Genomic DNA, 24,645 nt, shown 5'->3' on the forward strand with positions numbered 1-24,645 from the left:
ATGAAAATAAAAGGGACTTAAATAGATTCAGGGAGACCAACACCTCGTGCAATGAATGATATTAACGAAAAAAGACAAAAAAGAAATGAGTTTTAAAAACTTCTTGATTATTTAAAAAATTCAGAATATAATAAACGTATAATTTTTTGTATTTTTTAATACCTATTTTACATAAAGGAGGGTATACAAATGTCACGCTTAAGTGAATTTCGCAGCATCGTTGATTCCATTCATGAAGCATGGGAGCGGAAAAAGAAAGCGGCAATTGTGATGCTTATTGGAGTGAATGGTTCGGCATATAGACTCCCAGGTACAAAAATGATGATGGCAGAAGACATGGAAATGGTAGGAACCATTAGTGGTGGCTGCTTAGAGGGAGATCTCTTTGCTTATGCAGAAAGAGCTCTTAAAGAGGGAACTCCTATTTTAAAAAATTATGATTTAGATGAAAATGAAATTTGGGGTTTAGGAATCGGTTGCAAAGGTTCACTTGAAATTTTTATTCTTCCTATCCAAGAAAACGAATCGTTCTGGGAGTTAACAAAGCGACAAATTCAACGTGAAGAAGAGTTTTGTTTAATAACAGAAATCCCATCAGGTATAAAGGCGCTAGTATCAAAGGATGGAGATATCATTGGGGATACGGACATATTGCCTTCCGATGTGTATGAAAAAGGATATGCTCGGATTTCTTCCCAAAGTCGTGCTGAAATCATTGAACACAATGATAAAAGATATGTACTTGATGTGATTCGTCCTTCTCAAAAGCTGGTCGTAGCAGGGGCTGGAAAAGATGCAATACCAGTCGCAGAATTGGCGGCAAAAGCTGGTTTTCAAGTAACAGTATTAGATCCAAGAAGCGATTTCAATAATAAACGGTATTTTCCGAATGTAGAACATCTTATATGTGATCCTGAAGATCTTCAACCAAATGTTATGGGAGATAGATGGTGGGTGATTATGAATCATTTGCAACATCGGGATGAATCAGCCTTACAACTTGCACTAAATAGTAACCCAAAATATATCGGTGTTTTAGGACCTGTTTCCAGAACAAAGGAAATGCTAGTGAATCTAGGAGCTGATTCTACTAATATAGATACGATCTATTCACCTGTTGGACTAGATATAGGGGCAGAAACGATGGAAGAGGTAGCGATCAGCATTGTTTCCGAATTATTGACGGTTCGAAATAATCGGACAGGAATGCCGTTAAAAGGGAAAGTAAAGATTCATGCTTAAGATTGGAGCTGTTATCCTGGCTGCTGGAATGTCGAAGCGGATGGGACAACCTAAACTTTTATTACCATTGCAGGAAAAACCCCTTTTTCGCTTTCCGCTTGAACTGGCGATAAGAAATAGACTGGCCCCCAATATTTTAATTGGCGGCCAATATACACAAGTATTTCGTGACGAGACAAAGGATTTGGATGGATTTGACTTGATTGAAAATCCAAGTTTCTCTAGCGGGATGGCTTCATCGTTAAAGTTAGGGATCCGACAAATGATAGACCGAACAGATGCCGCATTTATTTTCCTAGGAGATCAGCCCTTTGTCCCAGATTCTGTGATTCAATCCATGATAACAGAATTTGAAAGAGAGAAATCAAAAGAGGTTCGAATTATACGTCCAAAATACAAGAATAAATTAGGACATCCGATCCTTATTCATAAAGATCTTTATTCCGCATTCTTAGAGATAGAAGGGGATCAAGGTGGAAAAGAAATTATTATTAAGTACCAATCATCTGCTAAGATCCTTCCTTTTGACTGTGAAGATTGGGGAATGGATTTAGATACCAAAGAAGAATATGAGTTAGGTAAGATCATTTATACTAAGGTCATAAATGACTAAGGTTGTTAATTAAAAGGTTTTATAGTAATAGGATTAAAATATTCAGAATATTAATTATATTTAAGACCAATAAATAGGGTGATTTACTATAAATCATGGTATACAGGTATTCAATAGAAACTCCCATAATTGAGTGATGATTGAAAGATTTCCCCAATTATGGGAGTGTCCTTTTTATTGTATACAGGTATACCGAAATTACAAAGAGGTGAAATGTAGTGAATTTAAGTGGAACGGCTAAATTCAAAGAAAGTTATGATGTCATTTGGGAAGCGCTCCATTCTGAAGAAATTTTAAAAAATGCGATTCCTGGATGTCAGTCACTTACATTAAATGAAGACGGAGAATATGATGTTTACTTAAAGCTTGGGGTAGCAGCAGTAAAAGGTGAATATACAGGAAAAGCAAAATTTGAAGATGTAGAAAAGCCTACGCATTACCGCTTACATGCATCTGGAAGTGGGAAACCAGGGTTTGTGGATCTTCAAATGGATTGTAAAATTGAGCCGATAGAAGAAGGTTGTCAAGTTATTTGGGAATGTGAAGCTGAAATTGGCGGGATGATTGCAGGAGTTGGTAGCAGGGTGATTGGTGGCGTAGCAAAATTTTTAGCCGGAAACTTCTTTAAAGATGTGCAAAAGCAGCTTAAAGCAGGAGTGTTATAAGGGAGGGAGATCAAATGAAACCAGCTGTATTTCAATATATAAAGCCAAGGAACTTACAAGAAGCTTTACAATTTTTAGAAGAACATGGAGATGATGCAAAAATTCTATCAGGTGGTCAAAGTTTAATCCCAACGATGAATATGCGACTTTCCACTCCAAAAATCGTCATTGATATTACAGGAATTAAAGAATTAAATTACATTAGAAAAGAAAATGATTATATTGCGATAGGGGCATTAACAAAGCATAAGGAGGTTGAAAATTCACACTTAATTTTCGAGTTATGTCCGGTATTATATGAAGCGGTTCCTTGGATTGGGCATGCACAAATCCGAAATAGAGGGACGGTTGGAGGCAGTATTGCTCACGGTGATCCTTCAGCAGAGTTACCTTGTGTACTTACTGCATTAAGAGGTGAGATCGTAATTGCAAATGCTGATGGTACTGAAGAAGTAGTGGCACCAGAAGAGTTTTTCTTAACGTATATGTTGACATCCCTTCAACCGGATCAAATCGTTAAAGAAATTCGTTTTCCAATTGTATCGAAGGAAAGTGGAACAGCATTTGTTGAAATTGCTAGAAGACATGGGGACTTTGGATTAGCTGAAGTTGCTTGTGTGGTCGATTTAAACGATACAGGCGAATTTCAACACGTTCAATTGGCTGTAGGTGGCGTGAATCCAACCCCAACTGTACTTGAAGAGGTCGAAGAATTTTTAATCGGCCAAGAATTAATAGAAGAAGTCGAGAAACAAATTATGAGTTTAGTAGAAGAGAGTGTTGATCCTGAATCAGACCTTCATGGAACCGCTGAATATCGTAAAGAATTAGCAGGGACATTGACAGTAAGGGCACTAAGAAAAGCAGTTGAACGTGCGAAAGGGGGAATTCTTCATGTCTAATAAAGTACTAGTTGAGATGAAAGTAAATGGAAAAAACATTAAAAAGGAAGTAGAGCCTAGGTTTTTATTAACGGATTTTGTCCGAGATGAATTACGCCTAACTGGTACTCACGTTGGGTGTGAGCATGGTGTATGCGGCGCCTGTACAATCCTCGTTAATCAAGAACCAGTACGAGGCTGCCTAATGTTTGCGGTACAGGCAGATGGATGTGACGTGCAAACCGTAGAATCCTTAAATCAACCTGATGGAACCCTAAACCTTCTTCAACAGGCATTTTCTGATAATCATGCGTTGCAATGCGGCTTTTGTACACCGGGTTTTTTAATGACCGTCACTCACTTTTTAGAAGAAAATCATAATCCGAATGAAGAGGAAATCCGTGAGGCAATCTCTGGGAATCTATGCCGTTGCACCGGTTATGAAAATATTATTAAAGCGGTTAAAGACGCTGCAGGAAGGCTGCAAGAACAACAGAAAAAAACTGTTTCTTCAGTTTGAATGTAGGTGGAAAGGGGAGGTTTTTCTGTGAAAAAATACATTGGTCAAAATATACAGCGAAAGGAAGACTATCGTTTAGTAACAGGAAAAGGGCTTTTTGTCGGAGATATCTATCTAGATGGTATGCTTGAGGCAACGTTTGTTCGAAGCCCACAGGCACATGCACTCATTAAAAAAATTGATATTACAAAAGCGAAAGAACTTGAAGGTGTTGTCGACATCTTAACAGGTCAAGACATTAAAGGAATTATTAAGCCGATCGGTCAATTTGATGCCCATTGTGCGGTTCCTCCAAATGTAGGAGAGGCCATCAATGCTCAAATACAATACAACTATGAGGATGTATTGGCAATTGATAAAGTAATTTATGTAGGGCAGCCAGTTGCTGTTGTTATTGCTGAAAATCGTTATATTGCAGAAGATGCTGCCGATTTAATTCAAGTGACATACGAACAATTACCAGTCATTGTTAATCCATTTAAGGCGATGGAAGAAGGCGCTCCATTAGTACATGAAAATATCAAGAAAAATATCCAAATGCAGTTCCATGTGAAAACAGGTCAACCAACTCATGAAGTAGAAAAACAAGCGGATCACGTTTTAAAAACAAGAGTATCAACTCCTCGATTAGGCTCCAATCCAATCGAAACAAAAGGCGTTGTAGCAGAATATGACGGTAGAACCAATCAGATGCAAGTGTGGTCAGCTACCCAACTGCCATTTGAAGTTCGGGCTACGATCTCTCATTGCTTACGATGGACAGAACAATCGATTCGTGTAATCGCTCCAGATGTTGGCGGGGGCTTTGGACCGAAAGGTGGGGTTCATCCCGAAGAAATTATTGTTCCGTATCTTAGTAAAAAGCACAACCGACCTGTGAAATGGATAGAAGACCGTTTAGAACATTTGACAAGTGCTCGTCAATCACGAGACCAAGTGCATGATGTGGTCGTGGCTTTTCAAAACGATGGAACCATCACCAGTCTAAGAGATGAGTTCATATTGGATGCAGGAGCTGTTAACTTTTTTGGGTTTACTTGTGCATATAATACGGCTTATCATTTGCGCGGGGCTTATAAAATACCAAACTATGATATTAAGGCAAGAATTGTTTTAACTAATAAAACACCAAATGTCCCATTTAGAGGGGCAGGTAGACCTGAAGCAGTGTTTACAATGGATCGCATCATTGATATGGTGGCAAGAAAATTAAAAATGGATCCACTTGAAGTGATGAAGAAAAATATGATCCAAGCCCATGAGATGCCATACGATCAAGGAATTTTTGTCAAAGACGGTGCCCAGCTAATCTATGATAGTGGTAATTATCCAGAAGCATTGGATAAAGCGCTAAAAATGGTTGATTATGAAGGATTCCGTGCTCGCCAAGCTGAAGCTAAAAGGCAAGGTAAATATATTGGTGTTGGGATTTCTTCTTATGTTGAAGGAACTGGTGCAGGTCCATTTGAAGGCGCACATTTAAGTGTCGATTCTACTGGCAAAGTGATTGCTCATTTAGGTGCCTCCCCGCAAGGTCAAGGACATGAAACGGTTTTTGCCCAAATTGGTGCTGATGCGCTGGGGTTAACGCCAGATGATGTCATTATTAGAGTTGGAGATACATCGGTACTTCCTTTTGGTGCCGGAACGTATGCCAGTCGTAGTACAGTGAATGCTGGGAATGCCATGCACGAAGGTGCATTGAAATTGAGGAAAAAAGTTGAAACTGTAGCGTGCTTGATGCTTGGGGTTTCCCCAGAAGATATCATCATGGAAGATGGAAAGATTTTTTCTAAACAAAGTTCGGAAAAAGTTCTAACATGGGTCGATATTTTCAATCGAACAAGACCCGCTGCGCGACCACCGCTTCCAGTTGAAATCGAACCAGGTTTACAAGTTACCCATTATTTTGTACCGCCAACCACTACATTTGCTTCTTCTATTCATGTGGCAGAAGTAGAAGTAGATAAGGAAACGGGAAAAGTAGACATTCGAGAATATACATGTATTCATGATTGTGGAGTTCCTGTTAACCCAATGATCGTAGATGGGCAAGTTCAGGGCGGAATTGCTCAAGGAATTGGATCGGCTCTATATGAAGAGATTGTATATGATGAGAAAGGGCAATTGTTAACTGGAAGTTATATGGATTATCTATTGCCAACAGCTATGGAAATCCCATCAGTTAAAAAAGGTCATCAAGTATACCCATCTACAAGAAATTCACTTGGAGTAAAAGGGGTAGGAGAAGGTGGAGCCATTGCACCTCCTGCCGCGGTTACGAATGCGATTGTGGATGCGTTAGCACATTTAGAAATAGAGATCAATCAACTTCCTGTAAGTCCTAGTCGATTACGCCGGCTCATTAAAGAAGCTGAAGAGAAACAGCACAGTTCGACTTTAGGCTAATCGTACATGTTTAATAAAATAATAGATGCATAAGAGCCACTTCTAAAGAACAACTAGAAACGTGCAATTATTATATAAAAAAACTATTAAATAAGGGGTCCTGTGTATGAAAAAGTGGAAAAAGTTGTTTCTAGTCTTAGTTGTATTTAGTCTTCTTTTCTTAGCAGCATGTAGTGGTAGTGCAATTAATAGCAATAGTGAAGAATCAGAAGGGGATTCGAGTGAACCGATTAAACTAGGTTTTATCTTATCTCTTTCTGGTAACTTCGCTGCAATGGGTACTCCAATTAAAGAAGGGCTTGAATTATATTTTGAGCAAAATCCCAAAATTGATGGACGAGACGTCAAGTTGATTTTTGAAGATGATGCTGGTGATCCACAAACAGCATTGCGTAAATATGAACAATTAGCGGCTAATGAAGGTGTTGATATCATTGGTGGAGGTACAGTTGGAAGTATTGCACTGGCCCTAAGAGATAAGGCTGACAGTGATAAAACAATTCCTTTTATTAATTTAGTTGGTTCAACAGATGTTTTATCATGGGAGAAAAACAGTGATTATACATGGAGAACAAGTTTTGCTGCATGGCAGTTTGGTTCGACTGCTGGTAAATATATTTCAGATGAAATCGGAAAAAATGCAGTGGTGATTGCTTCTGACTATGTAGCAGGTCACGAAATGATTTCAGATTTTGTACCCAATTTTGAAGAGGGTGGCGGAACCGTCAGTGAAATGATTTGGGTGCCACTTGGGACAAGTGATTTTTCATCTTATTTAACTCAAATTAGGAATAAAAATCCTGAAGCTGTGTTTATGTTCATCCCCGGTGCAGATGGATCGCGTTTTATCAAGCAATATCAAGAATTTGGTTTAAAAGAACAATATACACTGATTGATAGCGGTGCATTAATAAACGCTCCAGCCAATATAGATGCTGTTGGAAATGCAGTTGTCGGCGGCCAGGCTGTGATCAACTATTTCCCTGAACTTGAAAATGAAATCAACCAACAGTTTGTTAAAGCTTATCAAGAGAAGTATGATAAATTACCAGAAACCTATTCTGTTAATGGGTATGATGGTGGGACATTAATTTCACAAATCATTGAAAAAGCTGGTACTACAAAAGGTACAGATCTAATCAGCGTTCTTAAAGAAGGAATTTCGATTGAAAGTCCACGTGGTCCACTTGAAATGGATCCTGTTACACATACATTTATTCAGAATATGTATGTGATTCAAGGTAAAGAAACCAAAGGTGAAATTACATTTGAACTATTAAAAACTTATGAAAATGTAAAAATGCCTGATGAAAATGTTAATTATCAGCAATATTAATCGTTAAAAAAGCTGACCCAGTGGGGTATTGATAATCAGAATATAATGTATTGTTTGATTATTAACCCTCACTCGGGTCAGTATCTTATTAATTCATATGAAAGGGGAGGGAATGATGGATCTATTTCTTGTAAATGTATTGTCAGGTTTAACCTATGGAATGCTGTTATTCTTAATGGCTAGTGGATTATCTATTGTTTTTGGTCTTATGAGAATTATCAATCTCGCGCATGGCTCGTTTTTCCTTTTTGGTTCATATGTAGCGTATGCCATGGTTAGCAGGGGAATGAATTTTTGGCTTGCATTAATCATTACGATTGTTATCGTTATGATTCTTGCTTTTGTAGTTGAAAGATTCTTAATCTCTCGGTTTCACGGCAATGAAGCTTCTCAAGTTTTGTTAACGATCGGTTTAATTTTTATCATTGGGGATGTCAGTTTATGGTTATGGGGCGGAGATTTCTTGTCAATCCCAGTTCCTGCGATTTTTGATTTCTCTTTTGCAATCGGATCTAGTAGTTTCCCGATCTATCGTTTGTTTGTTATCGCGATTGGAGTACTTTGTACCATTTTACTTTGGTACTTTGAAACGAAAACAAAAGTTGGGATGATTGTTCGTGCTGGTGTAGATGACATGGAAATGGTTGGAGCACTTGGATTTAATATTAAAGCAATTTTCTTATCCGTATTCCTATTTGGTGCTGCACTTGCTGCGCTTGGGGGAGTATTGAGTGGTCCTATTTTAGGAATGTATCCAAAAATGGAATTTGAAATCTTAGTAAATTCACTGGTTATTGTATTAATTGGCGGGTTAGGAAGTTGGAAGGGAGCATTTCTTGGCGCGATACTCATTGGTTTGGTTGATTCATTTGGAAAAATCTATCTTCCAGATGTTGCCTCTCTGTTAATTTTTGCTGTAATGGTTTTAGTCTTAATCTTTAAGCCAACAGGGTTATTTGGAAGGGTGGAATCATGAAAAAAACAATTATTGCCTCTCTATTACTCATGATTGCTGTTATGGTACTCCCATTTTTTATCTCCTCTTTTACCATGTATATGCTAACGGAAGTACTGATCATGGGCATTTTTGCGATGAGTTTAGGATTAATTATGGGGTATGGTGGATTACAATCATTAGGACATAGTGCTTTTTTTGGGATCGGTGCCTATGCAGTAGCAGTATTAAGTGAAAAAGAAACAAGTATCTATATATTACTGCCAGCAGCCATCCTAATTTCTTGCTTATTTGCATTTTTAACAGGATTAATTGCATTACGTAATAAAGGAATCTTTTTCTTAATGATTACGTTAGCTGTGACACAAATGTTGTTTCTTCTATTCCGACAAACTGATTTATGGGGAGGGGCAGACGGATTAGGAGTATCCATTAAACCTGATTTAGGTTTTATTCAATTAATTTCACCACTAAGCCTATTTTATTTTATTGGGATTATATTTGTTGTTACCTACTTATTTCTTCGTTTATACGTCAATTCTCCGCTTGGAAAAGGATTAAAGGGAGTCATGGAAAATGAAAGCCGAATGGTTGCCCTAGGTTATCATGTTAAAAAATATCAAATGATTGTTTATGTTATTGCAGGTGGATTAGCTGGTCTAGCAGGTGGTTTATATGTATATAAAACACAATTCGTTAGTCCGGAAATTTATAGTGTTCATATGGCAACAACCGTTATGATTATGTGCTTTATTGGTGGGCTTGGAACCTTGTTTGGTCCGGTAATTGGTGCTGGTGTATTTATCTTTTTGCAAAACTACGTTAGTACAATGACAGATCGTTGGTCTTTAATCATGGGAATTCTCTTTGTCGTGATTGTATTAATTAACAAGGGTGGCATTTTCCATTTATTACAAACGATCTGGAATAAAATCATTCCAAAGAAAAAATTAACGACAAAACAAAAGGGGGCAGGGGTCATTGAGCTTAATGAAAGTGGAGAAGCTAAATAAATCTTTTAAAGCGATACATGTGTTACGTGATGCCTCGATTGAACTACAACCTGGAGAAAGGCATGTCATCATCGGACCAAATGGAGCAGGTAAGACAACCTTTATCCACTGTTTATACGGTACACTTAAATTTGAGTCTGGTGATGTATTTTTAGAAGGGAGATCGATCAAAGATATACCGTCACATGAAAGAGTTCGACTAAGGATGGCCAGAACCTTTCAGAAAAATAATTTATTTAATGAATTAACGGTTGCCGAGAATATTAAATTAGCACTTCTGTCAGAGAAGCCTTATAAAATGAAGCTATTTAAACCATTATCATCATATAAGGATATTGAACAAGAATGTATCGAGTTGTTGGAACAATGGGATTTAAGACAACGTAAAGATATTTTGGTTAAGAACCTATCTTATGGTGAGCAGAGAATTTTAGAGATCATGCTGGCTCTTTGTGCGAAACCGAAAATCCTACTTTTAGATGAACCAACATCCGGGATGTCACCATCTGAAACAGTTCGGACAACTGAATTAATTAAGCAAATTCCTCGAGATGTTACCCTGCTTATGATTGAACATGACATGGAGGTAGTATTTAGTACAGCTGACAAAATAACGGTTCTTCATCATGGTGAAACCATTATGTCGGGTACTCCAGAAGAAATAAGTGGCAATGAATTGCTTCAGGAAATTTACTTTGGAGGAGGGGCGAAAGAGCATGCTTAATGTTGCTGATGTTCATACGTATTACGGGAATAGTCATATTTTACAAGGAGTTAATTTCAATGTAGCAGAGGGTGAATGTGTTGCCTTACTTGGTAGGAACGGTGTCGGAAAAACGACAACTATTCACACACTCTCAGGTTTAATACAGGCTAAAAAAGGCAGTATTTCATTTTTGGGTAAAAATATTGAAAAAATGCCAGGAAATAAAATTTCGAAACTTCATATGGCTTTAGTCCCTCAAGGTCGTAGAGTTTTTCAGTCTTTAACAATTAGAGAAAATTTATTGTTGCCGAGTCGAACAATTAAACATAAGGAAAAGAATTTAAAATATTGGGCGATTGATGAAATATATGAATTATTTCCTGTGTTGAAGCAGCGTGAGCAAAATATGGGGAATGAACTTTCTGGTGGGCAACAGCAGATGTTAGCGATCGGCCGTGCTCTCATTACAAATCCACAGTTTATCTTAATGGATGAACCTTCAGAGGGACTTGCTCCTGTTATTATTGATCAAATTAGGGATATTATTTTAGAATTGAAAAAAACAGGTCTTTCCATTTTAGTTGTTGAGCAGAATTTGAAATTAGCCTGTGATGTAGCTGACCGCGTGTTAGTGATGAATAAAGGACAAATCGTTTGGGAAGGAACTCCAGAGGTTTTATTAAAAAGTGATGAAATTCTTCATAAATACCTTGGCGTCTAACCGTTCACACTCTCTATCTGTAGATGACCTTTTGTAAAAGAGTCGGTAAAATAAGGGTGTGGTAACAAAATCATATAGATATGAAGATAACGATAGTATTGGGAAGGAGTCAACATGACTAGTAAAAGTGATTACAAATCGGAGTTGTCGCGGTATTCCTCTATACCGTTACGCGAGGCCATTTTTCAGATTGTTAAAAATGAAATCATAGAGGGACATCTGTTACCAGGAGACCGAGTGACAGAAGATGATTTAGCTAAAAAATGCAATTGTAGTCGTACGCCCGTTCGAGAGGCACTAAGAAAACTAGAACAAGAGGGGTTCCTAGTAGTAAAACCTGGAATTGGGATGGAAATTGCCCCAATCAACTTCGAATTACTACGACAAGAGTTTGAAATTCGGAATTTTCTTGAAGAATATGCTGTAACGAAGGCATGTGAGCTGATCACGGTTGAACAATTGAAACAGCTTGAGTGGACGAATGAAAAGCTTCTTTATTCCATTGAAAATCATGATTATACAGAGGGCTCTCGTCTAAACTATGAATTTCATCAATTAATCTATTCGTTTACAGGTAATACGTTTATGAAAAAATTTTCAGACTCGCTATGGCTATCTATGAGAATATCGTTTTTAAGTATACATGGGGATATGGGGCAGTTTAATCCAAAATGGTACAAAGATCGGACATACGAGCATGTTTTATTAGTAGAAGCCTTACGACAACGGGATAAAGAAAAAGCAGTGTCAATCATTAAACAACATATCGATGAACACCACAAGCATCTTACAACATTTAATAATACCTCAATAGGGTGACAGATACCTTCCAAAAACTGGGAGGTGCTTGTCACCCTCTTTTGTAAATATTCAGAAGATTCTGTTGACAGAGTAAACGATATAACTATATAATAAACCTACATTAGTAATTTCCAAACTTTGTTTTGTATATAAAACAAAGGAAATCGAGAAGAAAACATAAGTATAAACAAAAAAAGGGGGATAAGGTATTTATGAAAAAAATGCTAGTGTTATTGTTTTCTATTGTATTTGTCGGTGTGATGGCAGCATGTAGTTCGTCCGAAACAACGGGCGGGGATTCTGAAGAAAATGGAGATGCCCCTGTAACCATCACTCTAGGAACTGGTACAGCCACTGAAGAAAATCTATGGCTAGCAAAAGTTGCATCCGATTTAGCACCAAATTATGGCGAAAAATATACCCTTGAATTTCAACAGTTCCGCGCCAACACGGATCGTTTAAATGCATATCGTGCCGGATCAATTGTTGGTGGAACAATTGGACAAGCTTCTGCAATCATGGCTAAAGCGCAGGGTGTGGATTTAAAAGTTGTTGCAAACTTAGCGAAGGATACCCCTGATGTTGGTTTTAATAATACTTTCATGGCATTAAAAGGATCTGGTATCAAATCGATTGAAGATTTAAAAGGAAAAACAATTGGAATTCCAGACTTTAAGTCTCCAACTGATATGTGGGCTCGTGCAGCAGTTCGTTCGGCAGGTCTTGATCCAGAAAAAGATGTGAAATGGGCCGTATTACCAATTCCAGCAGTTGCAGAATCTGTTGAAAGTGGAAAAATTGATGTCGGAATGTTCCCGCAGCCTTTCTACGATATGGCAGCGAAAACAGATAAGTTCCAAGTTGTATTTACCTCAAAAACAGGTGTACCAGAGGATGAAGATTTCTTTAATCTTTTCTTAAGCCCTGAATTTATTGAAAAGAATCCAGAAGCAACACAAGCATTAATCAATGATTTAAAAGTGATCACGAAATATTATAATGAAAATCCAAAAGAAGCAAGACAGAAACTACTAGATGCTGAAATGGTATTAGCAGATCCAGAGATCTATTTAAATATGGAAGATAGTAATCGTGATGACAATGTTGGCTTTAACAAAGAAAGCTGGGACTTTGTTCAATCGCTTCTATTAAAAGATAAATGGATTGAAAAAGAAATAGAGATTGATAGTTTAGTAGACGATTCTTTTGTGAATAAATAAGTTCAACATTATAGAGCGGAGATCGGGTCCCTAATAATGAGGGATCCGAGTTCTGTAAAACAAAGGAGGTAATCTCATGAATAGACTTGAAAGTGCTATTAAAATAGATGGATTACGAAAAGTTTTTACCCGTAAAGGGGAAGAAATTGTCGCCATTAAAGGAATTGACCTTGATATAAAAGAAGGGGATTTTGTTAGTGTCGTAGGTCCGAGTGGATGTGGGAAAAGTACGTTCCTTCATATTGTTGGTGGTTTTATAGACAAAACATCTGGCAAAGTATTGGTAAAAGGAAATGAAGTGGATAAACCTGCACCAGACCGAGGAATGATGTTCCAAGAGTCCACCCTTTTTCCTTGGCGAAAAGTATTTGGGAATGTGGCGTGGGGTCTTGAAATGCAGAACCTGCCGAAAAAAGAAATTCATGAACGTGTTGAACATTTACTCAAACTTGTTGGGCTCTGGGAGTTTAAAGATCATTTACCTTCTGAATTATCAGGGGGAATGAAGCAACGTGTATCACTTGCTAAAGTATTGGCATTTAACCCAGAGGTATTATTAATGGATGAGCCATTTGGTGCTCTTGACTCTCAAACAAGAGAAATAATGCAAGTTGAGTTATTAAGAATTTGGTCCGAAGCTAAAAAAAGCGTCCTTTTTGTTACACATGACATTGAGGAAGCAGTCTATTTAAGTGATTACGTCGTTGTGCTTACAAAACGACCATCAACTGTAAAAGAAATTATTAAAGTTGAACTGCCAAGACCACGTGATTTGTCTATACGAAAATCTTATGAATTTATTGATTACCGCAATTATATATGGGATCTTTTACACGGTGAGGAGAACGTAAAAGGTTTTAGCAGGAGCGTTTCAAATGCAAATTAATTTTAAAAAAAGTCTCTTTGTTATTTATTCACTGATCGAGCTCGCTGTTCTCCTTTTATTATGGTATGTCTTATCTTTAACTTCTTGGTTTCCTTCTTATCTTTCAGATCCGGTAACCGTTATTACGTATTTGCTTGAGATGTTTCGAAGTGGAGAAATTTTCCCTCACATTAGTGTAAGTCTATACCGGACATTAGTAGGGTTTGTGTATGTCGTCATGTTAGGTACCGGACTAGGCATTATCGCAGGTTTTTTTAAATCAATTGGTAAATTCTTTGATCCACTCGTGTCTTTTTTAAATCCGATTCCGAAAATTGCTTTGCTTCCAGTTTTTCTTGTCTGGTTTGGTGTAACTGATATTACGAGGATTTTAATTATTTTTTCCTCGGCCTTTTTCCCTTGTTTTATTGCAACGCTTGATGGGGTTCGCAATGTAAATAAAATGTTCCTATGGTCTGCAGAGAATATGGGGGCAAGTAAGTTTCAACAATTATATAAAATCGTACTACCAGCAGCATTACCGAAAATATTCGATGGTTGGCGTGTTGCTTTAGCGCTTACATTTACGATGATGTTCTCTTCAGAAATGATTGGGACTTCAACGGGGCAGGGACTTGGATTTTTAATTTTAAATGCGGATTCATTTGGAAGAACGGATATTGTCATAGCATCTGTCGCAGTGATTTCACTATTAGGCTTGATTTTTGATCGACTTCTCATGTTGGTACAAAAACGAGTTTTGTGGTGGAATGAGCGGTAAAGGAGGAACGAGATGACAACAGTATGGAATTTTGTAAAGAAGTATCAAGCTTTATTTTGGGTTGCTGTTCTTTGGCAAGCGTTTGCGTTGTCAGGTATGTTTCCAGAACAACTTTTTCCAGGATTAGAAAAAATACTTCTCGTATTTAGTGAGTTCATTATTATGAGTGAGTTATGGGTTAATATTTCAATAACTTTATATCGGATACTTGCAGGGTTTGCGCTTGCAGCCATTGTAGGGATCCCAATAGGGATAATCATGAGTCGCTATTCCATTTTTGATCATCTCATGCAGCCAATTTTTACCGTTGGATATCCAATTCCGAGGGTTGCTCTTTATCCCATTTTTGTATTGCTATTCGGGATTGGGTCAGGATCAAAAATATTCACGATTTTCTTAGAATGTATCTTCCCTATCGTTGTTAATACGTATGCAGGGGCGAAAAGGGTTAACCACCTTTATATCTGGTCTGGCCAAAATATGGGGGCCGACAGTCGTCGGTTGTTTTGGAAAGTATTTTTACCAGGAACGATGCCAGCCATTTTTACAGGTTTTCGGATTGCACTACCGATTGCAGTAGTCATTGCCGTATTAACAGAAATGATTAGCTCCAGTAATGGTATTGGATATATGTTAACCTATTATTCAGCATCTTTATCACAAAGCAGTGTCCTAGCGGTTGTGATTTTTGTGTCACTCTTTGGTTATGCACTAGACCGAATACTACTTCTTATTAGAAACCGATTTGTTTATTGGTCATAAGATTGAGGTTGAGACCCCTAGTTGCTTATTCGTTGCTATCTAGGGGTCGTTTGTATTTTAAAATTATTCAGTAAATAATTATAACAAAAAATACTAATATGCTGATATAATAAAAAAAACGATGTTTTTTATTTAAAACAAAAAAGGGGTTGTGACAAAAATGCCATTCATTCAAGTTGATGATTTATCCATTCATTTTGAGATGGCCGGAACAGGGGAACCTGTTGTTTTTTTGCACGGATTATCCAATAACTCACAATCATGGAGACGACAAATGGAAGGCCTAAAGAATCATTTTAAAGTAATTGCCTGGGATGCTCCGGGATATGGTCTAAGTTCTGATCCAAAGAAAGAATTTCGATATTTCTCAGAATTTGCGGATGCATTAAAGGGGTTCATTGAACAGTTGCCTTATGATTCGGTATATCTTGTAGGTCACTCAATGGGGGCTTGTATTGCAGTTGATTTTACAGACCGTTATCAAGACAAGGTCAAGGCATTAATCCTTGCTGATGCCACGAGGGGGTCAGCAGCTTTAACAGAAGAGGTCAATGAGAAAAGACTTCGTGATCGTCTACATTCGATCGAAAATTTAAAGCCGAAAGAAATGGCAGCAAATCGAATACATGCTCTATTAGGAGATCATCCAAGTGAAGAAGTGAAAAGAGAAGCCCAAGAAATTATGGGACAAGTAAGGCTTGCTGGTTACAGAGGGGTGGCTTATTCATTGTATCATGTAAACCAAATGGATATCCTTCCAAGGATTACGGTTCCAACCTTGATTATTTGTGGTGAAGAAGATCGAGTTACACCTGTTAGTGAATCCCAGGTGTTTCATGAGAAGATTCCCCATTCACAAATGGTTACCATTCCAAAAACAGGTCATTTATGTTATCAGGAAGATGCAAGTACATTCAATCAGCATGTGATGCAGTTTTTCAAGTAAACTAGTAAAATAAGATAAAATTAGATTGTAATATAAGGGGGATGAAGAAAATGGCAGAGGGTGAGAAAAATCGGTATAATTCCAATTCTTTAGAGCGTGGATTAGAAATATTAACCCTGTTTAATGGAGAAGAGAAAACATTATCATTGGCAGAGATTGCGGCTAAATTAGGTGTAAGTCGGACGGTACCGTACCGGCTATTATATACACTTCAATCATTGGGGTATCTTCGTCAAGATGAACATACGAAACGCTATGAATTAACACCAAAAGTGTTAGAATTAGGATTTTCTTATTTAAGTACATTAAAGCTGCCAGAAATTGCACAGCCTTACCTTGATGGTATTCGTGATGAGCTAGGGTCCTCTTGTCACATTTCTATTTTGGAAGGGAATGAAGTGGTATATGTAGCTAGTGCACCTGCAAGGGGAATTGCAGCGATTAACGTGAGCATCGGGATGAGATTGCCTGCGCACGCAACAGCAAATGGAAAACTGCTTCTTGCTTTTCAAAAGAAGGAGAAATTGAATCATATCCTTAACCAAACGGATTTAAGCCGGTATACGGATCAAACGTTTACGTCTATTGCTGATTTGGAACAAGAGCTGCAATTGATTAAAAACAATGGGTATTCCCTTTCAAAAGGCGAGCTGCGCAGTGGAATACAGTCCATTGCGGCACCTATTTTTGGTCGTGGTGGTAATATTTTGGCAGCGATCAATGTTGTTGCGACCGATTCCACCTATAATGAGAAAACAATTGAGGAAATTGTGCTTCCGAAAATAGTAAAAACCGCAAATAAATTAACAAGTTATATGGGGTATTCTCAGTAGAATTCATGTCATGTCTGGTGTCAAACAACCACTCAAAAACAATCATTAGCGAATCATGCTAACGATTGTAAAGGGGTGTTGACACCTTTTCTATTTCATGGTCAGGTAATTGTTTTACAGACGACGGAATGTTTTAAAATATCAGAAAATTTGGAATAAAATTGTTGACTGTAAGATAATTTCATTTTAAAATTTAAATATACACAAAACGATGTTTTGTATATAAAACATTATTTTTTGATAAGGAGGGCATCTTATTTCTTACAAATATATTCTATTTTTAGGTAATGAAGGGAGAGAGTATTGATGAAAAACAATAAAAGATGGTTATACATTGCCGTACCCATATTTTTCTTTTGGTTCTTCGGTCAAATTGACAAATTAGGAATATCAGTTATACAGACGGATCCGGAATTTTTAGCGAATTTAGGTTTAACAGGCGATGATAAAAATGCGAAAATCGGTCTCATTACCTTTATTTTTACTATCGCGTATGCGGTATCAAATTTATTTTGGGGCGTTATCATTGATAAGTTAGGGGCAAGAAAAACAGCGATCATGGGGCTTTTTGTTTGGACAGCGACGATGATTATGGGAGCGCTATCAACTTCTTACGGAATGTTCTTGATTAGCCGGGTCATTCTTGGATTAGGTGAAGGGATGATGATTCCAGTATCAAGTAAATTTATAGCCAACTGGTTCCATAAAAGGGAGCTTGGACGAGCCCAATCTTCTTGGTTAGTAGGGAATTATCTAGGTCCAGCAATTGGAACAGTTATGTTAGTATCCATATTAGCAACCTTCCATTGGCAAGGTGCATTCTATGCTTTAGCTACTTTTAATCTATTTTTAAACATTCCGTTATTCCTATTTTTAACACGAGATAAACCGGAAGAACATCCTCGTCTAAGTAAAGAAGAATTAGCTTATATTCGTTACGATGATGGAGAAGCAAAATCAGTTCAAAGTTTTTCACAGGATTCTCGGTACTGGATTACATGGTTTGGAATGTTAATGTCAGCGTTTCTATTCTTTGGTATAAGCATTTGGCTTCCTACGTATTTAGTTGATGCGAAAGGATTTGAAAGGGAAGCAATGACTGGAATTACATCCTTGTCTTGGTTATTTGCTTTAGGATTTGTTCTATTTTGTGGTTTCTTCTCTGATAAAACAGGGCGTCCAGGATTATTAGCTACCATCCTATTTGCCCTCACAGGAGTATTTTTAACCATTGCTATGATTACCCAAAATCCATTAATTGCGGGATTAAGCATGGGACTTGCAATGGGTTGTCAAGGTGGAGTATTCCAATTAAGTAATTTATTTGTTGTTAAGTTTTCGACACCCGAAACCGCTGGCCGGGCTGCAGGGTTGATGGGTTTTACAAATATCATGGGTGGTTTTTCGAGCTATATTATGGGATTCATGAGGGATCTCTCAGGTGGAAGCTTTACAACTTCTTTAATACTACTTATTACAGCTGCCTTTTTAGGTTTTATTGCTTACCTATTTACAATAAAGAAAGAAGCGGATGAAGTAAATCAATTGAAAATGACCACACAAGAAGTGACGGTTTCATAAATACCACGATAAATGTTTTTTTAAAATCAATATTAGTTTAAATTTTCAAAATATTTAGTATTGACAAAAAATATTATCAATAATAAAATGTAGTTAGATAATAAAACCTTGTTTTGCAAATAAAACGTATTCAAGACGTCGGATCAACAATCCAATTATGATGTTCATTATTGTTTTAAATAAAAGGAGGATGTTTTATTATGACAACAAAAAAATTTTCAATTGAGGAATTTGAACAAAATTATGTAGCGAGATTAGAAACACGAAAGTTGGATTGGAATGTATTGAAATTCCAAGAGGAAATTGATCCGGCATATAAAAGAGCTCAAATGAGATATATCGGCCGTGGTGCAACTGCAAATGCTGATAAAAATACCATTCAAGCACAGCACTTTACATTAAGTACAATGGTTTTACCTCCTGGATGTGTAGGCCCCCTTCATTTGCATGATGACGTTGAAGAAGTATTCTTTATTTTAAGAGGTCAAGTAAAAGCGTTAATCCAAGCTGAAGAAGGCGGAGAAGTACATGAAATTCCTTTGAATGAAAGAGATTGTATCTCAAGCCCTCCAGGTGTTTACCGCGGAATCAAAAATGACGGAGATGTGGAGGCATTAATGCTTGTCATGCTAGGTTCTCCTAAGCCAAATTTACCAACATATCCAGTTGGAAGCGAACTTGAGGAGCTTCGTATAGCACGTGCGAAAGAAAGAGAAGCCATTATTAAAGGGGAATAATAGTTAAAGATCTGGAGGCTCCACTCGGAGCCTTCGAATTCTATGGAAGAAAAAGAGGGAGGTATTGTGATGTTAGGTATTACCCATTTAAGACATATTGGTTTGATTTGTCCAAATCTTGATAAACAGGCTCGTTTCTATGAAGAGGTTTGGGGGTTGGATCGAGTACCAGATACAGAAGGTGATACAGTCTATTTTCGAGGGGCTGGACCGGAGCATCATATTTTAAGTCTATATCCTGGGGAAAATCGTGGTTTACATCATATAGCATTCGGCATGGTTGATAAAAACGCTGTGGATCGTGCTGCAGACATTCTTCAATCTAAAGGAGTACGGATTATTCAAGAACCAGGTTATCTCGATGAAGCTGGGAAAGGATATGGTTTACGCTTTTTAGATCCAGAAAATCGCTGCATTGAATTATCTGCATGGGTGGAAACGAATATAAAAGAGTGGACAAAGAAAAACGTAGATCCAATTAAATTAAATCATGTTGTTATGAATACAGCAGACCTTGATATGATTACTGATTTCTATACAAATGTGGTTGGTTTTAAGGTAACAGATTGGAGTGAGCACCAAATGGTCTTCTTACGCTGTAATAAGAAGCACCATTCACTAGCCTTTAATCAAGATATTCATGCTTCCTGTAATCATATTGCATATGAAGTCAATTCAGTTGATGAATTGATGCGTGGGATCGCAAATGTTAGAGCCGCTGGTTTCCAGGAAATTTGGGGACCTGGAAGACACGGACCTGGAGATAATATTTTCTGTTATTTCCAAGATCCATCAGGATTTGTAATGGAATATACATGTTATCTTGAAACGATTGAAGATGAGGCCGAATGGAAGGCTAGAGTTTGGAAGCGTGTGCCACACTTAATGGATCAATGGGGAATAGCTGGTCCACCAAAGCCGGAAACAAGAAAGAAAATGCAAGGGGAAGCAGATCCAGGTTGGGCGAGCGGATTCGTTTCTTCTTAATAATAGAACAATAGATTACGAGTTTTTAAAGCGAGGGGGACTAGGGATGGATTTAGGACTACAAGGAAAAGTCGCAGTAATTATGGGAGGGACCTCTGGGGTTGGCTTAAAAACGGCTGAAATGTTCCTGCAGGAAGGGGCAAAGGTTGCCATTTGTGGACGAAATGAAAGCCGAATGCAGCAAGCATACGAGGAGCTTCTAAAAATAGGCTCTTCCGAATCCATTTTTGCTTCGACATGTGATGTGATCAATAAAGAAGATGTGAATGAATTTATTAATAGTACAGCCAAAAAGTTTGGCGGTATTGATATATTAGTAAATGCTGCAGGCCAAAGTGTAATGGGGTATTTTTTCGATGTAACCGATGAGCAGTGGGAACAACAAATTCAGTTAAAATACTTTGCCATTATTTATGCGATTCGTGGAGCGTATCCACATTTAAAAAATCGCGGAGGCGGTAGAATTATCAATATTAATGCTACTTTATCAAAAGAACCGGAGCGTCATATGGTAGCAACAGCAGCAACGAGAGCAGGACTAATGAATCTGAGTAAAACGCTATCCCAAGAACTTGCTCCAGATAATATTTTAGTCAACTCGGTCAGCTTAGGTGTTATTCGAACCGATCAGTGGGAAAGAAGAAGATTGAAAAATGCTCCAGAGCTAAGTGCCGAGGAGTATTATGAAGATTTAGCGAAAAAACGCAACATTCCCTTAGGGCGTGTTGGAGAACCGGAAGAAGTATCAGCGGCCATTCTATTTTTAGCATCCAAACAGGCGAGCTATATTTCAGGTACAACTATTGAAACAGCTGGTGCTTTAGGAAAGGCACTCTAGTAATATTTTTCTATAAAAATATGAATTAAAGGTAGGAGTCCACTATGACACAACAAGCGGTAATGGAATATACAACAGCCGATGCTGTTGTACAAGAACTTGTACGTGCAGGCGTTGAAGTAGCTTTTGGAATCGTTAGTATTCATAATATGCCAATCTATGATGCAATTCTTCGTGAAGGAAGTATTCACCTAGTTTGTTCTCGCGGGGAAAGTGGAGCTGCCAACATGGCAGACGGGTATGCGCGGGCAACTGGAAAATTAGGTGTTGTGATTACGAGTACCGGTACAGGTGCAGGTAATGCTGCTGGATCCCTTGTGGAAGCATGGGCGGCCGGTGTGCCCGTTCTTCATTTAACTGGGGAAGTGGCCTCTCCTTATTTAGGAACAGGAAAAGGGTATATCCATGAATGTAAAGATCAATTATTGATGATGGAAGGGGCAAGCAAAAAGGCTCTTCGTCTACGTAATCCAGAGCAAACATCTGCGGTTGTTCGGAGCGCGATAAAAGAAGCACTATCTGCTCCAGCGGGTCCAGTTACATTGGAAATCCCCATTGATTATCAATCAGCGATAATCTCAAATAATACGATTAATGAACCAATCGAAGTATCTCCAAATACAAATACCACATTGCATCTTCCAGAAAAAGTGATTGAAAAGCTCCAACAAGCAAGCCGTCCAGTCATCTGGGCAGGAGGAGGGGTGATCACATCCGGTGCTTCCTATGAAGTGAAGCAATTAGCAGAAATGGTTGGTGCTGCAGTCGTTACAAGCCAGGCTGGAAAGGGCTCAATCTCTGAAGATCATCCTCAGTGCATTGGTCACTTTGCATCCTATGGGTTAACAAAGGAGCTTATTGAGAAATCGGATTTATTGATCTCAGTTGGAATTCGATTCCGCGGGAATGAAACGTCCAATTGGAAAATTAACGCACCTTTAGAGCACATTTCGATTGATGCAGATTATCATGCAGTTAATCGTAATTATCCAGCAACCATTTCGTTGGTGGGAGATGCAAAACAAGTTCTGGCAGGATTGATTAATCGATTGTCCGTAAAGCCTTTAACACCTGATCCTGATTATCTTAATGAAGTGGAATCAGTGAGAAATGAATTACGTGCAGAATTAAGAAAGACGTTAGGTCCTTATGAACAAATTCTTGATAGTATGAGAAGAATTTTACCTCGAAATACGATTCTTGTTCGTGATGTAACCGTTCAAGCGAATGTATGGGGCAGTCGTTTGTTTGAAATTTATGAACCAAGGACTTCCATTCATGCATCTGGCGGTGGAATTGGGCAAGGACTGCCAACAGCGATTGGAGCACAAATGGGGAAAAAAGATGCTCCTGTTGTATTAATGGCTGGTGATGGCGGCTTTATGGTCAATGTAGGTGAAATGTCAACCGCCGCTCAAGAAAATCTGCCAATGATTATTGTCTTATTTGACGATGCAGGATACGGAGTATTACGTAATATTCAACAAAATGCATATGGAAGACAAGTTGCAGTTGATTTATTAAGTCCTGATTTTGTTTTATTAGCCAAATCAATGGGATTTGAAGCGGCTCGTATTGGGTCCGGTGAAGAGTTCGCCGTTGAATTAGAGATAGCTGTTGAACGTAAGAAGCCTTCGATGATTGTTGTGGATATGAACGTTGTCGGTCCGATGGCGAAACCATTTGGTGGACCTCCTGGAGCAGCAGAGGCATTTAAACCTAAAAAGCTATAAATATGGTTAGGTGGAGGGTTTCCCTCCACTGTTAGAAAAAGGAGGGGATAAGGATGATTTCGGCTGAACCGTTTGTTTCAGGTAAATACTTAATCGATGGAAATTGGGTTGATGCAAAAGATAAGACCACAGTAATTAATCCTGCTAATATAAATGAAGTCGTTGGACATGTTGCTCTTTGTTCGGAACAAGATGTTCAAAATGCTATTGAATCTTCCGAAAGAGCCTATCATAGTTGGAAACGAACTCCACTTGAAGAGCGAGCAGAATGTATGAGAGCGGCTGCGGAAGAGCTAAAAAAGATCATTGAAGAAAATGTATCACTATATGTTCGTGAAAATGGAAAAGTATTAGTAGAAGCAAAAAAAGATTTATTACGATGTGTTGATATCATGCTCCAAGGAGCAGACGAAATATTCGAGTGGTCTAAAGCGGAATCACTGCAAGGACCTCAAAAGGTGATCGTCAGAAAACGCCCTAGAGGTGTTGCGGCGATAATCATGCCTTGGAATTCACCGCTTATTTTAACCTTCAAACGAGTGGTTCCTGCAATTCTTACAGGGAATACGGTAGTGGTGAAACCTGCAACCAATTGTCCGTTAGCATTGATGGCATTTTTACATGTAGTTGAATCCCATTTTCCTCCTGGTGTCATTAATGTAGTTACGGGTTCTGGAGCGATGATTGGCGATGTCCTTTGTACAGATCCTCGCGTACGAACGGTAGCTTTTGTTGGCAGTACTGAAACAGGTAAGGATATCATTCGCAAATCAGCAAGCACTGTGAAAAAAATATACATGGAGCTTGGCGGTAATGATCCAGCTATTATTTTAGATGATGCTATTTTGGATGAGAAAGCGATTACAAGATTGAGGATGGGAATTTTGAAAGCAGCGGGTCAGGTTTGTTCTGCGATCAAGCGAATCTACGTTCATGAATCGCGTTATGAAGAAGTTGTAGGTAAATTAACGAAAGAGTTTCAACACATATATGTTGGAAATGGGATCCAACCAGATTCAATGATGGGTCCATTAAATAATAAAAACCAATTTGATTACGTTACTGGATTAATACAACATGCCAAGGACTCAGGTGCTAATGTAAAAACTGTTGGAATTAAATTAGACCCTGACACATGGGATCAAGGTTATTTTATGCTTCCTTCTATTGTAACAGGAGTGAATCAACAGAGTGAAATTGTTCGCGCTGAACAATTCGGTCCTGTGATTCCTATTCTGCCTTTTAAAACAATTGAAGAAGTAGTAGAAATGGCGAATGATACAGAATACGGTTTGCGTGCATCGGTATGGACTGAAAATGAGGATTTAGCAATTTTATTGGCAGATCAACTTGATGCAGGGGCTGTATTCCATAATAATCATACTATTTTTCAGGATCTTCATCTTGATTTTCCAGGCGCAAAGGAAAGTGGATTATCTCGTGAAACAAGACATTGTGGAATGGAGTATTTCTCTGATTCCTATGGATTCGCCAATTAAG

At 38.1% G+C, this 24,645-nt stretch carries 24 protein-coding genes; all 24 read left to right on the forward strand.

The genetic code is table 11. From position 1 onward, the window contains the following. The first annotated feature begins 189 nt into the window (after positions 1–189). The 24 genes from Q5760_RS12605 (at position 190) to Q5760_RS12720 (ending at position 24,644) form a co-directional block, all read left to right on the forward strand. Complete coding sequence (locus Q5760_RS12605; RefSeq protein WP_428907998.1) at positions 190–1,242, forward strand: XdhC family protein; 1,053 nt, start codon at positions 190–192, stop codon at positions 1,240–1,242. Beyond that, positions 1,235–1,855: a nucleotidyltransferase family protein gene (locus tag Q5760_RS12610; protein WP_428907999.1), complete on the forward strand. Its 621-nt coding sequence runs from the start codon at positions 1,235–1,237 to the stop codon at positions 1,853–1,855. Before Q5760_RS12605 ends, Q5760_RS12610 begins: the two co-directional genes overlap by 8 nt. A 218-nt stretch (positions 1,856–2,073) precedes the next feature. After that, positions 2,074–2,520, forward strand: a complete 447-nt coding sequence (locus tag Q5760_RS12615) for an SRPBCC family protein (RefSeq protein ID WP_428908000.1) — start codon at positions 2,074–2,076, stop codon at positions 2,518–2,520. 14 nt (positions 2,521–2,534) lie between these two features. After that, positions 2,535–3,422: an FAD binding domain-containing protein gene (locus tag Q5760_RS12620; protein ID WP_428908001.1), complete on the forward strand. Its 888-nt coding sequence runs from the start codon at positions 2,535–2,537 to the stop codon at positions 3,420–3,422. Beyond that, complete coding sequence (locus Q5760_RS12625) at positions 3,415–3,921, forward strand: (2Fe-2S)-binding protein (RefSeq protein WP_428908002.1); 507 nt, start codon at positions 3,415–3,417, stop codon at positions 3,919–3,921. Before Q5760_RS12620 ends, Q5760_RS12625 begins: the two co-directional genes overlap by 8 nt. A 27-nt stretch (positions 3,922–3,948) precedes the next feature. Then, positions 3,949–6,330 carry a xanthine dehydrogenase family protein molybdopterin-binding subunit gene (locus Q5760_RS12630; RefSeq protein ID WP_428908003.1) on the forward strand — a complete coding sequence of 794 codons (2,382 nt, stop codon included), beginning with the start codon at positions 3,949–3,951 and terminating at the stop codon, positions 6,328–6,330. 106 nt (positions 6,331–6,436) lie between these two features. Next, positions 6,437–7,666 (forward strand): ABC transporter substrate-binding protein, encoded by a 1,230-nt coding sequence (locus tag Q5760_RS12635; RefSeq protein WP_428908004.1) that lies wholly within the window; start codon positions 6,437–6,439, stop codon positions 7,664–7,666. A 115-nt stretch (positions 7,667–7,781) separates the two neighbouring features. After that, entirely contained in the window at positions 7,782–8,642 is an 861-nt protein-coding gene (locus tag Q5760_RS12640; RefSeq protein ID WP_428908005.1) for a branched-chain amino acid ABC transporter permease, read from the forward strand. Beyond that, on the forward strand, positions 8,639–9,634 hold the full coding sequence (locus tag Q5760_RS12645) for a branched-chain amino acid ABC transporter permease (RefSeq protein ID WP_428908006.1): 996 nt from the start codon (positions 8,639–8,641) through the stop codon (positions 9,632–9,634). The genes Q5760_RS12640 and Q5760_RS12645 overlap by 4 nt, the downstream gene beginning before the upstream one ends. Continuing rightward, the gene (locus Q5760_RS12650; RefSeq protein ID WP_428912570.1) at positions 9,612–10,358 is read left to right on the forward strand and encodes an ABC transporter ATP-binding protein; all 747 of its coding nucleotides are present in this window, start codon (positions 9,612–9,614) and stop codon (positions 10,356–10,358) included. The genes Q5760_RS12645 and Q5760_RS12650 overlap by 23 nt, the downstream gene beginning before the upstream one ends. After that, positions 10,351–11,061 carry an ABC transporter ATP-binding protein gene (locus Q5760_RS12655; protein ID WP_428908007.1) on the forward strand — a complete coding sequence of 237 codons (711 nt, stop codon included), beginning with the start codon at positions 10,351–10,353 and terminating at the stop codon, positions 11,059–11,061. The genes Q5760_RS12650 and Q5760_RS12655 overlap by 8 nt, the downstream gene beginning before the upstream one ends. 114 nt (positions 11,062–11,175) lie before the next feature. Next, positions 11,176–11,880: a GntR family transcriptional regulator gene (locus tag Q5760_RS12660; protein WP_428908008.1), complete on the forward strand. Its 705-nt coding sequence runs from the start codon at positions 11,176–11,178 to the stop codon at positions 11,878–11,880. 194 nt (positions 11,881–12,074) lie between these two features. Continuing rightward, positions 12,075–13,082 (forward strand): ABC transporter substrate-binding protein, encoded by a 1,008-nt coding sequence (locus Q5760_RS12665; protein ID WP_428908009.1) that lies wholly within the window; start codon positions 12,075–12,077, stop codon positions 13,080–13,082. Between the two features lie 76 nt (positions 13,083–13,158). Next, complete coding sequence (locus Q5760_RS12670) at positions 13,159–13,968, forward strand: ABC transporter ATP-binding protein (protein WP_428908010.1); 810 nt, start codon at positions 13,159–13,161, stop codon at positions 13,966–13,968. Further along, positions 13,958–14,728: an ABC transporter permease gene (locus Q5760_RS12675; protein ID WP_428908011.1), complete on the forward strand. Its 771-nt coding sequence runs from the start codon at positions 13,958–13,960 to the stop codon at positions 14,726–14,728. The genes Q5760_RS12670 and Q5760_RS12675 overlap by 11 nt, the downstream gene beginning before the upstream one ends. A gap of 12 nt (positions 14,729–14,740) precedes the next feature. Further along, entirely contained in the window at positions 14,741–15,490 is a 750-nt protein-coding gene (locus tag Q5760_RS12680; RefSeq protein WP_428908012.1) for an ABC transporter permease, read from the forward strand. Between the two features lie 160 nt (positions 15,491–15,650). After that, positions 15,651–16,436, forward strand: coding sequence for an alpha/beta fold hydrolase (locus Q5760_RS12685; protein ID WP_428908013.1), 786 nt, complete (start codon positions 15,651–15,653; stop codon positions 16,434–16,436). Between the two features lie 50 nt (positions 16,437–16,486). Continuing rightward, positions 16,487–17,269 carry an IclR family transcriptional regulator gene (locus Q5760_RS12690; RefSeq protein WP_428908014.1) on the forward strand — a complete coding sequence of 261 codons (783 nt, stop codon included), beginning with the start codon at positions 16,487–16,489 and terminating at the stop codon, positions 17,267–17,269. A gap of 306 nt (positions 17,270–17,575) precedes the next feature. Further along, positions 17,576–18,850, forward strand: a complete 1,275-nt coding sequence (locus tag Q5760_RS12695; protein ID WP_428908015.1) for an MFS transporter — start codon at positions 17,576–17,578, stop codon at positions 18,848–18,850. Positions 18,851–19,050: 200 nt separating this feature from the next. Then, a complete protein-coding gene (locus Q5760_RS12700; protein ID WP_428908016.1) occupies positions 19,051–19,587 on the forward strand; it encodes a cupin domain-containing protein in 537 nt (178 codons plus the stop codon). Between the two features lie 69 nt (positions 19,588–19,656). After that, the gene (locus Q5760_RS12705; protein ID WP_428908017.1) at positions 19,657–20,574 is read left to right on the forward strand and encodes a VOC family protein; all 918 of its coding nucleotides are present in this window, start codon (positions 19,657–19,659) and stop codon (positions 20,572–20,574) included. A 46-nt stretch (positions 20,575–20,620) separates the two neighbouring features. Next, positions 20,621–21,412 carry an SDR family oxidoreductase gene (locus tag Q5760_RS12710; protein WP_428908018.1) on the forward strand — a complete coding sequence of 264 codons (792 nt, stop codon included), beginning with the start codon at positions 20,621–20,623 and terminating at the stop codon, positions 21,410–21,412. A gap of 44 nt (positions 21,413–21,456) precedes the next feature. Next, positions 21,457–23,145: a thiamine pyrophosphate-binding protein gene (locus Q5760_RS12715; protein ID WP_428908019.1), complete on the forward strand. Its 1,689-nt coding sequence runs from the start codon at positions 21,457–21,459 to the stop codon at positions 23,143–23,145. A 53-nt stretch (positions 23,146–23,198) separates the two neighbouring features. Further along, positions 23,199–24,644 (forward strand): aldehyde dehydrogenase family protein, encoded by a 1,446-nt coding sequence (locus Q5760_RS12720; RefSeq protein ID WP_428908020.1) that lies wholly within the window; start codon positions 23,199–23,201, stop codon positions 24,642–24,644. Position 24,645 lies beyond the last annotated feature (1 nt).

It is taken from the genome of Niallia sp. Kr1 (genome assembly GCF_050389805.1).
Lineage (GTDB): Bacteria > Bacillota > Bacilli > Bacillales > Cytobacillaceae > Bacillus_BD.